Here is an 11,353-nt window from a genome sequence, read left to right on the forward strand (position 1 = left end):
GAGTTTTCATGCGCGGCAGCTTTAAGCGCCCGACGCAGAGATTGAAAGGACTTGCCAGATGGCAAATGCAACTGATGTAGCTGAGACAAATGCTCCAGCTCGAAAACTGCCGGTAGAGGCCAACATCTTCCTCGTACTGATCGGCATTGCAGTCTTTTTTGAAATTCTGGGCTGGATTGTGAAGGGTGACACCTTCCTGTTTAACCCACAGCGCTTGCTGATTATGGTTCTGCAGGTTTCCATCATCGGCCTTCTGGCTATTGGCGTGACGCAGGTGATCATCACCGGCGGTATTGACCTGTCCTCAGGCTCAGTGCTTGCTCTATCGGCCATGGTTGCCGCCAGTTTCGCGCAAACCTCTGACTATACCCGTGCTGTCTTTCCAATGTTCACGGACATGCCGTTCCTCGTACCAGTATTGGCTGGTATCGCCGTCGGGGCCTTAGCCGGGTTCATAAACGGGTCGTTGATAGCCTACACGGCCATCCCTCCGTTTATCGCAACTCTGGGCATGATGGTAACAGCACGCGGTCTGGCACGTTACTACACCAAAGGTCAGCCGATCAGCCTGCTTTCTGAAGAGTACATGTGGCTCGGTTCCGGCACCATTCCGGTGATCATCTTCCTGATGGCTGCGTTTATCTTCCACATTGCCCTGCGTTTCACCCGCTATGGCAAGTTCACCTATGCAACTGGTGCAAATGTTCAGGCGGCAAAAGTCTCCGGCATCAACGTTGGCCGTCACTTGATCAAAGTGTACACCCTTGCTGGTTTGCTGGCTGGTCTTGGCGGTGTGGTTGCCGCAGCGCGAGCTGGCAGTGGACAGGCAGGTATGGGCCTTGCATATGAGCTTGACGCCATCGCTGCAGCTGTTATTGGCGGAACAAGTCTTGCAGGCGGCGTTGGTCGCATCACAGGCACCGTCATCGGAACCATTATTCTGGGTACAATGATGAGTGGTTTCACGTTCCTTGGTATTGATGCTTACATCCAGGACATCGTGAAAGGTGGTATCATTGTAGCTGCAGTGGTTGCGGATCAGTATCGCCAGCGCAAGCGGGCCAAGGTCTGATCAAACCGCGAAAGAATTTAGGCTAAAACCTCCCACGGATGATGCCTAATACCCGAGCAGGAGAGCCCTCGTCCGGCCTCCTGCTCATTTTTTATCTGCAAAGTTTTGGGCAGCGAACCACCTGTTAGATATAGGCCTTCGACAGCTCCGCCTCGCGCACATCAACCTTTGATCCGGTGCGGGAAGAGCTCTCAACCGCCTCAATGAGCGCATGCACCATCAACGCATCATGGCCAGTTACTTTCGGGTCGCGGTGCTCAATGATGCTGAGGGCGAAATCGTCAATAAGATCCCGGTGCCAGTCGCATGGAAACGCCATTGGGTTAGCCCCGCCGCCCGTTCCATCCTTGGTTCCGCTGCGTTCACCAAACACATCGATAGATCCGTCACGATACGTCACCGTCAGCTTGCTGCCTTCCAGATGGGCAGAGGCCTTTGAGCCATCCAGCACCAGCGTTTCTTTTGCATCGGGAAAGGTGGCTGTGGTCGCCATGATGGACCCGACAGCCCCGCTGTGAAACTCAATACCAGCCGTGGCGAAATCTTCTGCTTCCATCTTATGTGCCGAGGTCGTTGCACACATGGCCTGCACGGACTTTGCCGGGCCAGTCAGGCTCAACATCAGGTCCAGCACATGAATGGCCTGCGTGATCAGCACACCGCCGCCATCGCGTGCATAGGTGCCCCGGCCTGACTGATCATAATAGGCCTGATCTCGCCACCACGGGATGTTCGCCCGCACCAGGTGAATATCGCCCAAAGCCCCCTCTGAAAGCAACGTCCTCAGCTGCTTTGCACCTTCGCGGAAGCGGTGTTGAAACACGACACCGTATTTGACGCCTGCATAGTCGCAAAGCTCAACCAGTTCAGCCGCAGCATCATAGGTCCGTTCCAGCGGCTTTTCTGTCAGGATGTGTTTGCCTGCACCGGAGAACAGCTCAACCAGTTCATGACGTTGATCGGGTGGGGTCAGCAGAAGAACCGCATCAATCTCCGGATCACCGGCAATCTGCTCGGGGCTGTCAAAGCATGGCCAGCCATATTGCTCAGAGACAGCCTCTGCCCTAACCTTTGTTCGGGTATAGAGACCTGCGACTTCAATGTGATTTCTCAGCAGGTCAAGCGCTTCCAGATGTGGTTTTGCGGCCATTCCCAAACCAACGACGGCCAGACTGATCGAGGGCATTCAGAGGAATTCCTTCTGCGGTACATATATCAGGCAGTATTTATACCAGTTTAGGTTGCCCCAGAAGAACGTGGAAACCCTGAGTCCAGAAAAACGGTTCGTTGCCGCAGCAACGAACCAGTTCAGGGGAACTTATACAGGAGACTCCAGCCGCATTTCCGTCCGAGCATCAAACATATGCAGCTTTTCTTTAATGTAAGACACATGAACCTGAGTGCCTTCAGCGATATCAGGCCGGTCGAGTGTGAAGATTTTAAGGCTGTCTTGTCCAACACGCACATGAACCAGCGTGGAAAGGCCCATGGGTTCAATCAGATCCACAGTTGCCGGCAGACTTGCAGGCCCTTCCTCTACAATCATTAGATGTTCTGGTCTTACGCCCAGAATGACGTCCATCCGATCCTTCAAACCCGAGCTTTCCGGCAGAATAATCTGGTGTCCCTGATCTGTCTGAAGGTGATACCCGTCACCAGATGCCGAGGCTGTGCCCTTAATAAAGTTCATGGCTGGAGAGCCGATAAACGAGGCCACAAAAACATTGGCTGGCTTGTCGTAGATTTCCAGCGGCGTACCAACCTGCTGAATATATCCATCATGCATGGCTACGATTCTGTCGGCCATGGTCATCGCTTCAATCTGATCGTGCGTCACATAAATAGACGTGGCATTGAGCTTGCGATGCAGCTTGCGGATTTCCGAGCGCATTTGCTCGCGAAGGCGCGCATCCAGATTGGAGAGCGGCTCATCGAACAAAAACGCTTGCGGATCACGCACAATCGCCCGCCCCATTGCAACGCGCTGACGTTGACCGCCGGAGAGGGCTTTAGGACGCCGTTCCAGAAGGCCGTTCAGACCAAGAATGCTGGAGACACCATTGACGGCGCTGGCGATCTTTTCCTTCGGTGATTTGCGAAGGGTCATCGCATAGCTGATGTTCTCCTCCACACTCATATGCGGATAGAGCGCATAAGACTGGAACACCATGGCAATGTCCCGATCCCGCGGTGGTAGATCATTAATGATCCGCTCGTTGATCGAGATCGAGCCGGATGTCACTTCCTCCAGCCCCGCAATCATACGCAGCAAGGTGGATTTGCCACAGCCGGACGGGCCAACCAGCACAATAAACTCACCATCCTGAATGTTCAGGTCAATACCGTGCAGAACTGCGGTGTTTCCGTAGGATTTGGTTGCCTCGGTGATTTGAATAGAAGCCATAGGGTACCTCGTTATCCTTTGACCGCACCGGCGGTAAGACCCTGCACCAGATAACGCTGGATGAGGAAGAAGAAGATTGCTGCTGGAATGAGAGCCAGGAAACCCGCCGCCATCATCTGCCCGAAATCGACAGAGAACTTGGAGACGAACGTGAGCAAACCAACCGGGAAGGTGACTGCATCCGGACTGCTGACCAACATGAGCGCAAAGAGCAGCTCGCTCCACGCTGCGGTGAACACAAAGCCAAGCGTGGCTGCAATGCCCGGCAGGGTGAGCGGGAAGATGATCTTCACCAGCGCCCCAAAGCGGGTATTGCCGTCAATCATGGCTGCTTCTTCAAGGTCTTTGGGAATGCCATCAAAAAACGACTGCATCAGAAAGGTCGCAAACGGAACGTTGAAGGCCGTGTAGACCACCACAAGTCCAAGCAGACTGTCCGTCAGCCCCAGCGGCGTGAGAATGCGGAAGATCGGCGCAATCAGCATGACCAGTGGGAACATTTGGGTGATCAGCATCAACACGATGATGACCGCCTTGCCCCGGTAGTGAAACCGCGAAAACGAATAGCCCGCCGCCGCTGCAATCAGCGTGGAAATGAAAGCGGTTGAGCCTGACACGATAGCCGAGTTGATAAAGAACTGCGGAAAGTCCGTATCTGTCATCACCTGCGTGAAGTTGGTCCACGTCATTTCCGAGGGCCACATGCGGATGCCCTCTGAGTAAAGCAGTTTAGTCGGTGTCACCGCGACCTTGAACAGCCAAAAAAGCGGAAACAGCGCAAAGAACAGATAGCAGGCGAGCAGGCCGTAATGGACACTCCAGTCCACCACCCGTTGGCCCTTTGATTTTGCATAGTATGCCATAACAGAGCCTCAGGTTTCGCGCAGCAGACTGCGTCTGATGAAGATGATGGAGACGGCATAGGCCATCAACAGAACCAGCAGCACAGCCGCAATTGCGGAGGCATAGCCAAAGTCCAGACGACGGAAAGCCTGCGTGAAAATATAACTGGAAACGATCTGCGTTGAATCTGCCGGTCCGCCATTGGTCATGACGATGATGAGATCCGCAAAGTTGGCGATCCAGATGGTGCGCAGCATCAGCGTAATCGCAATAGTCGGCGCCAGAAACGGCAGTGTGATACTGACAAACTGCTGCTTGCGGCTCGCGCCATCGATGGATGCGGCCTCGTAAATCTCACCTGGAATGGATTGAAGCGCAGCCAGCAAAGTGATCGCAAAAAACGGGATTCCGAACCAGATGTTGGCAACGATGGGTCCCCACATGGCGAGGTCAGGATCTGACAGAATATTGGTTGGTTCGCTCAGGATGCCGAGCGCAAACAGCCATTGGGGCAGGGGGCTGATGACTGGATTGAACATCCATGCCCAGTTGAGGCCAGACAGGAATGCAGGCACCGCCCATGGCAGAAAAACAAGCGACTGGATGATACGCCGTCCCGGAAAAGTGCGGTTGAGCAGCAGAGCGAGCGTTAAACCCAGAAAGAACTGAAAGAACAGTGAGCTGACTGTCCACCAGAAGGTATTGTAAAGGGCGTTATGGAAGTTTTGGTCATGCCAGACCGCCTCAAAATGCGCAAAGCCCACATAACCGCCACTGAACGGATTGAGGATGCGGATGTCTCTGACTGTGTAGGTCAGGCCAACCACCAGCGGCACCATCATCACAGTCACCAAAAGCACAATGGCAGGGGCTGCGTAAAAGTAGGGCTCAAATCGGGATAGGAATCTGCGGGAAGTCACACCCTGCCGACTGGCAGGGTGTGTTCCAAGGTCTGTGGCAGCTGTCATCACTGTTTAGCCAGCCACTTTTTCTGTGCTGTTGTGAGGTAATCCCCCCACTCCTTGCCAAGCTCTTCCGCAGACTTGCGGCCAAGCAGAGCCTCCTGACTGGTGCGGATGGAGATGGAATCTTTGAAGAACGCAAACTCTTCAAGATGTGTTGGCATTGTCAGCGGGTGGACGTCCGGATCGGACAGCTCTTCAAACCAGCCAGCAAACTGCGGCGTGTTGTAGTGCGGATCACTTTCTGCATCTTTGTAGATCGGCAGAGTTCCCACACGCTTGGACCACTCAAGGTTCGCATCACGGCTTTGAAGCTTCGCAATCAGCTTCCAGGAGGCGTCTTTGTCTTCGCTGTCAGCAAACATGGACCAGCCCGCATACCCGATGGTTGGGTAGGCCTTGCCATTTGGACCTTTTGGCATGGTGGTCACACCAAAATCATTCGGGTCCATGCGCTGCGAAATGCCAATGAGTGCATCCGGATCCTGATCAAGCATGGCACATGTGCCGGAGTAGAAGCCTGCCACAATCTCGTTGAAGCCCCAATTCAGGCTGTCTTTTGGTGCAAGACCATCCTGATAGAGGTCCACCATGAACTGTGCACCCTTGATCCACGCATCTGTGGACATGATGCTGTTGCCTTCCTCATCAAAGAACTGATCTGTGCCAGCTGCCGTTGCCCCAAACACGGCCCAGCCATTCAAACCGCCAGAGCCACCGCGCAGACAGAAGCCGTACTTGCCGGGAAGAGCCGATACTTTTTCAGCTGCATCACGGAAGTCATCCAATGTCACAGGTGGTTTTTCAACACCCGCTTCCTTGAAGAGCTTCTTGTTGTAGAACATGGCGCGCAGATAGAAGCCGTAGGGCAGCATGTAAGCTGTACCAGAACCACTGCGTGCCATCTCAATGGTGCGGGCATTCAGCTTGTCGGTGCCATCCCAGCTCTTCAGGTAGGGCTCAAGGCTTTCCAAAGCGCCGTTATTGGCATAAAGCGCAGCCCATGTGTCTGGCATTTCAACCACATCCGGTGTTTGACCAGCAGAAACCATGGTCGCGAATTTCTCGAAAGCCTGTCCCCAAGGCAACGAGATGATTTCGACATTGGTGCCCGGGTTTTCCGCTTCAAACTCCGAAACAATACTCTGCAAAACCTTGGTACGTTCCGGGCTTGTGATCACTTCCACCAGTCGAAGATTGGTTTCAGCAGCTGCCGGACCTGCAATAGCTGTTGCCACAAGACTTGCGGCCAATAATTTCTTCAAACTCATAATTGCCTCTCCTCTAGCAATGTTATTCTGATGCTGCCCCTAACGCTTCTTCGAGGTCCCCCCAGAGATCCTCAGGGTCTTCAAGGCCAACATTCAGGCGAACGACGTGCGGTGACACGCCAAAGAATGCGGTTGAGTTTGGTCCTCCCGATTGAATGAGAGAGGCCTGCGCAGGGCAAATCAGGCTTTCATGCCCGCCCCAACTCACACCCATTTTGAAAATTTTCAGGTGGTTACACAGTGCTTCGACGCTGACATTGTCTGCCAGTTCAATTGAAAAGAGACCGGAGGTTCCACGCAAACCCGGATGGGCCTTATTCTGGAACGCCGGATGAAAAACAGTTTTCACGCATGGATGTTCAGCCAGTCGCTTGGCAATCTCCATCCCAGCCTGCTCATGGGCTTTCATACGGATTGGCAATGTGCGCAGGCCGCGCAACAACAGCCACGCCTCAAACGGTGCGATCTTGCTGCCCAGATACTGGGTCACTTCCCCGCGGATTTGCGCCACACGCGCAGCAGACGTGGCGATCACCCCCGCAACCACATCACTGTGGCCGCTGATGTACTTGGATGCCGAATGGACCACAATATCGCAGCCCAGCTTGATCGGGTTCTGGAAGATGGGCGAGGCCCAACTGTTGTCGATGATCGTTGTGACACCGGCTTCTCTGGCTCGGGCGCACAACGCTTTCACATCATGGGCCTCCATGATCCAGCTGGTCGGGCTTTCCAGATAAAACAGAGCATGCCCGGGCAAGGCAGCTTCAACCGTCGCCAGATTGCCGCCATCGATGTAATCAACGCTCACACCAAACTTGCGCAGGAAGATTTCAAAGAAACGGAAAGTGTCCGGATAAACATGTTTGACGGACAGGATCCGGTCACCGGGCTTCACCACAGACAGGATGGCTGATGAAATAGCGGCCATACCACTGGAAAGCGCCAGTGCATCTTCAGCACCCTCCAGCTTGGCAATCTTCTCCTCAAACGCACGGACGGTTGGATTAATGCCGCGCGTATACACCGGGCGGTTGATCTTGCCCGCGAAGGTTTCACACATCTCCTGATAGGACGAGAACGTGAAAAGCGAGTTTTGAAAAATCGGTGGCACGACTGCATCCGCAAAGGATGTTTCATCATGCGCCACGATTGTTGCTGTGTCCTCCCCCCACAGGTCGATCATACTGCGTCCGTTTCCTGTGCCATTTGCACAATATCTTCTTCAACCACGCTCAAAATTTCCAAGGTATGTTTGCGGGCCATCTCCGTGTCTCCAGCGGCAATGGCGTCAAATAATTGTCGGTGAAAAGGAAAAGACCGTCCGGCAAAATCTTTGCGATCGAACGGCATATCAAAAAAGCTCTCAAAAGATTCCCGCATCTGCTGCAACAACTGCTCAAACAGCGGATTGCCTGCAGCGCGGTAAATAGACAGGTGAAACTCAAGGTCTTCCGGGCCAGCCGTCCCATTGAGGTGATGGACCGACTCCATGTGCTCTAACTTGGTGCGCATCTCGTCAATCTCTTCCGGTGTCGCCCGCTTGGCTGCCAGAATAGAGGCTTCAACTTCAAGCGCCCGGCGCACTTCCAGCGTTTGCAACAGGCCATCGCGCTTGGTTGCAATGGACAGCGGCAGGTAAACGGTTTTCTCGGAGAGCGGGCGCTTCAAGTATGTCCCCGACCCCCGACGGATCTCCACTATCCCCAACGCTTGCAAATGGCGGATCACCTCACGAATGGACGAGCGGCCAACCTTTAGGCCGTTCATCAGCTCTCGTTCCGTGGGCAATCTGTCACCGGGCTGCAAGCCTTCCTCCACGATGAAATCTGTCAGCGACTGCAGAATTGCGTCGCTTCTGTCCTCGGTCTTGATTGGCCGAATTTTATTATTGGATGGGCTTGGCACATTAGGCTCCGCACAGATGTCTATTTGATTTCGTCTGCCATCAGACGTCAGACCAATTTTAGAAACAGGAATCTGCGCTTGTAAATACCTACTGTGTACAACCACTGATCTACCGCAGTGCACCCAGGGGGAATGCCGTGAGATATCAGAGAGCTGCGGCAGATATATTAATGTGGCAGGAGGCGGCTGATTTGGAGGGAGTTTTAGAAAAGATTGGCCTGCACGGACACAGACTCGTCCATTGCAATTGATAATAAAATCAATCTGAAGGCTTCAGCTCACAAACACGAGCCGCACAATATTTTAAGAAGCGCTTTCTATTTCAAGCCTAATGCATGCTTCCGCCTGAGCTCTTTTTCAGAATATCAGTCAGCACATGAGACGGTACAGGCAGCATGACCTGACCGAGGGATTTGAGGGTCTCGGCGAAGTTCGCAGCGGCCTGTTCTACTTCTTCGCATCTTTGCGGACAGGTAATGTGCTGCAGGCAAAGCTCAACAGTGTCGACATCATGTTGCAAGCCAGCAATCAGGCCCATAGTCAGGCATTCTTCAACACAAAGATGCTGAGAATCATAAGGGTAGGAGCGTAGCGGGCAGGCTGCGCAGCGCTTTAGTGTGCGTACGTATTGAGACAGACTGGCGAGCGCTACTCCTGCATTTTGATGCCCGAGAACTTCGCTATAAAGGTCCCATGCCATTTCCCAGGGCGTGATGGAACCTGTCTCGAAGCCGGATGACCAGCGGCGATACCCTTCCAGAACCAGTCGTTCCGGTTGGCGTTCCAGGTAAACATCATTTGCCCCAACATCCATGGCCAGCGCCTCTTTCGTGCATCTGGCGATTGCATCACACCGCCAGCAATTTAAATATGAGTATCACAGTATAGTTTAATTGAGCATGGATGTTCAAGCAACAGTTTCACCTCACCAAGCATTTTGCGGTTGAGATCGCTTTGATGCACAGGAAGGTTGTGTCCACTGACAAACCGGGAGGCGTCACGTCTCCCGGTTCTTTTGTGAGGTAAGATCAGAGCCCTGTTAGAACCATGTGCGGTTCGCCATCAGAGGTCTTTTCGCTCGTCATGCCATCCGCATTTACGGTACAGGTCACTCGTTGCCGATAAGCGGAAAAGCTCTTGAAACTCACCACATCAACTGGCTCATCAAAGTGCAGTGTCAGCCGCACCCGGTGGGCTGCGACGGAGCTTTGAACGCCTAGAACTTCGGCAGCAAACCGACGTCCAAGATACTTACCGGCAACCCTGTCACCGGGCCGCAGAAACGACACAGGTGGACGGTTGCCAACGGCAGCATAAAGGGTGTTCCAGTCCTTATAGCCTTGTTGGCGAGCAATAAGCTCCAGTGTCTGGGAGTGCGAAATTGTTTCGCCGCGTTTTTCCAGCGCAGCACGCAGTTGCTTCGCTTGCGTTTTTAACGCGGAAAGGGAAGGAAGAGATCCGGTCATTTCATAGCCTCAAACTATGCGGGATCAACTTGATGGAGCTCGCATTGCCACCAACCCGCTTGTCTGGGCTGAAGTCGCATCTTTTGTTTCAGGCTTCACCATGAGCATAGCTCTGCGAGCGGCAGGAGCCTGACCCCTTGCCGCGCAACCTACAGAGGATGGGTGTTGCTGTCAAACCAAGGTTCAGTACATCTAGTAAAACTTACCACGGGCTGTCACCTGCCAAAGCGTTTCCACGACACCGTCACGTACACCCACATACCAGTCATGAAGGTTACAGGTCGGGTCACAATGCCCCGGAACCAGCTTGATCTTATCGTTGATCCTCAACGAGTTTTGCGGATCCTTAAGGACGCCATGCTCATCTGAATAGTCGAGGCTTTGCAGATCAGGTCGCTCAAACACAGTTGGTGGCCCGGAATCGATGCTGTGTGCCTTCAGCCCTGCATCGCAAACGGCTTGCCCATCTATGTCAATGGACATGATCGAAGTCAGCAGGAACAGGGCATGCTCAAAAGCAGGTAAGTGCTTGCCATCTTTGTCTTTCACTTTGCGGTAGTCCGCATCCATGAAGAGATAGGACCCGCATTGCAACTCGTTGAACACACCGGAGGCTGCTTCAAACGGGTATGAGCCAGTCCCTGCACCACCTACGATATCACAGTGGATCTCTTTGCTTTCCAGCAGGTCTACAGCATCCTTGGTGATCGTGATTGCCGTATCCAGCAGCGCTTTTCGATCAGCGTAATCATAGGCATGTTGCGCAGCGCCCTGATAGGACTGAATGCCCGCAAACCGTAAGTTGGAGGCTGCAATGATTGCAGTTGCCAGCTCCAACACAGCAGCACTATCTGCCACACCACACCGGGTACCTCCGCAATCCAGTTCCACCAGAACTTCCAGCTGTGTTGTGTGTTTGACTGCGGCTTGAGAGAGATCTTCAATATTTGCCAGATTGTCGGTGCAGACTAGGATACGCGCTCCAAGTTTAGGGAGCTGTGCCAAACGATCAATCTTGTATGGATCACACACCTCGTTGGACACCATAATATCCGTGAGGCCCGCTCTCACCAGAGCCTCTGCTTCGCTCACCTTTTGGCAGCACACGCCGCAAGCATTGCCTCGCTCTATCTGTAGTTTTGCAACTTCAGCAGACTTATGCATTTTGCAGTGAGCGCGATGGCGAACACCATACTTGGCAATCTCATCACGCATTTTCAGCAGGTTATGATCAAAGGCATCAAGATCAACAATCAAAGCAGGCGTTTGCACATCATCCAGCTTCATTCCCGGTAGGGCAGGGATGTCATAGCCAAGCGTGTACTGGGAAAGATCAGAGGTCACGGCGAAGTCCTTGCAGCAGGCGTGAGTTCAGTAAGAACGAAACTGAACAGTTAGAACGGCAGAAGCAATGCACCACACACCGC

Annotated in this window: 11 protein-coding genes; 1 reads left to right on the forward strand and 10 read right to left on the reverse strand. The window is 53.3% G+C overall.

Annotated elements, in window-relative coordinates; all coding sequences use genetic code 11:
* Positions 1–58 precede the first annotated feature (58 nt).
* Positions 59–1,072, forward strand: a complete 1,014-nt coding sequence (locus DHN43_RS18380; RefSeq protein WP_063287512.1) for an ABC transporter permease — start codon at positions 59–61, stop codon at positions 1,070–1,072.
* Positions 1,073–1,196: 124 nt separating this feature from the next.
* On the opposite strand, the gene DHN43_RS18385 is transcribed toward DHN43_RS18380, so the two are convergent.
* From DHN43_RS18385 to DHN43_RS18430, 10 genes are all read right to left on the reverse strand, one after another.
* Complete coding sequence (locus tag DHN43_RS18385; RefSeq protein WP_108819586.1) at positions 1,197–2,258, reverse strand: Gfo/Idh/MocA family protein; 1,062 nt, start codon at positions 2,256–2,258, stop codon at positions 1,197–1,199.
* Between the two features lie 132 nt (positions 2,259–2,390).
* Positions 2,391–3,476: an ABC transporter ATP-binding protein gene (locus DHN43_RS18390; RefSeq protein WP_063302868.1), complete on the reverse strand. Its 1,086-nt coding sequence runs from the start codon at positions 3,474–3,476 to the stop codon at positions 2,391–2,393.
* An 11-nt stretch (positions 3,477–3,487) separates the two neighbouring features.
* On the reverse strand, positions 3,488–4,339 hold the full coding sequence (locus DHN43_RS18395) for a carbohydrate ABC transporter permease (protein WP_199914834.1): 852 nt from the start codon (positions 4,337–4,339) through the stop codon (positions 3,488–3,490).
* A gap of 9 nt (positions 4,340–4,348) precedes the next feature.
* Positions 4,349–5,287, reverse strand: a complete 939-nt coding sequence (locus tag DHN43_RS18400) for a carbohydrate ABC transporter permease (RefSeq protein WP_063293356.1) — start codon at positions 5,285–5,287, stop codon at positions 4,349–4,351.
* Positions 5,287–6,546 carry an ABC transporter substrate-binding protein gene (locus tag DHN43_RS18405; RefSeq protein ID WP_208995501.1) on the reverse strand — a complete coding sequence of 420 codons (1,260 nt, stop codon included), beginning with the start codon at positions 6,544–6,546 and terminating at the stop codon, positions 5,287–5,289. Before DHN43_RS18405 ends, DHN43_RS18400 begins: the two co-directional genes overlap by 1 nt.
* Positions 6,547–6,574: 28 nt before the next feature.
* Positions 6,575–7,738, reverse strand: coding sequence for a PLP-dependent transferase (locus tag DHN43_RS18410; protein ID WP_108819588.1), 1,164 nt, complete (start codon positions 7,736–7,738; stop codon positions 6,575–6,577).
* Entirely contained in the window at positions 7,735–8,460 is a 726-nt protein-coding gene (locus DHN43_RS18415; protein ID WP_057461439.1) for a FadR/GntR family transcriptional regulator, read from the reverse strand. Before DHN43_RS18415 ends, DHN43_RS18410 begins: the two co-directional genes overlap by 4 nt.
* Before the next feature lie 328 nt (positions 8,461–8,788).
* Entirely contained in the window at positions 8,789–9,274 is a 486-nt protein-coding gene (locus DHN43_RS18420; RefSeq protein WP_063293354.1) for a hypothetical protein, read from the reverse strand.
* Positions 9,275–9,488: 214 nt separating this feature from the next.
* Positions 9,489–9,926 carry a glyoxalase superfamily protein gene (locus DHN43_RS18425; RefSeq protein ID WP_108819590.1) on the reverse strand — a complete coding sequence of 146 codons (438 nt, stop codon included), beginning with the start codon at positions 9,924–9,926 and terminating at the stop codon, positions 9,489–9,491.
* Positions 9,927–10,118: 192 nt separating this feature from the next.
* Complete coding sequence (locus tag DHN43_RS18430; protein ID WP_108819591.1) at positions 10,119–11,270, reverse strand: DSD1 family PLP-dependent enzyme; 1,152 nt, start codon at positions 11,268–11,270, stop codon at positions 10,119–10,121.
* Between the last annotated feature and the right edge of the window lie 83 nt (positions 11,271–11,353).

Source organism: Pseudovibrio sp. Alg231-02, from assembly GCF_900143565.1.
In the GTDB taxonomy this organism is placed as follows: Bacteria; Pseudomonadota; Alphaproteobacteria; order Rhizobiales; family Stappiaceae; genus Pseudovibrio.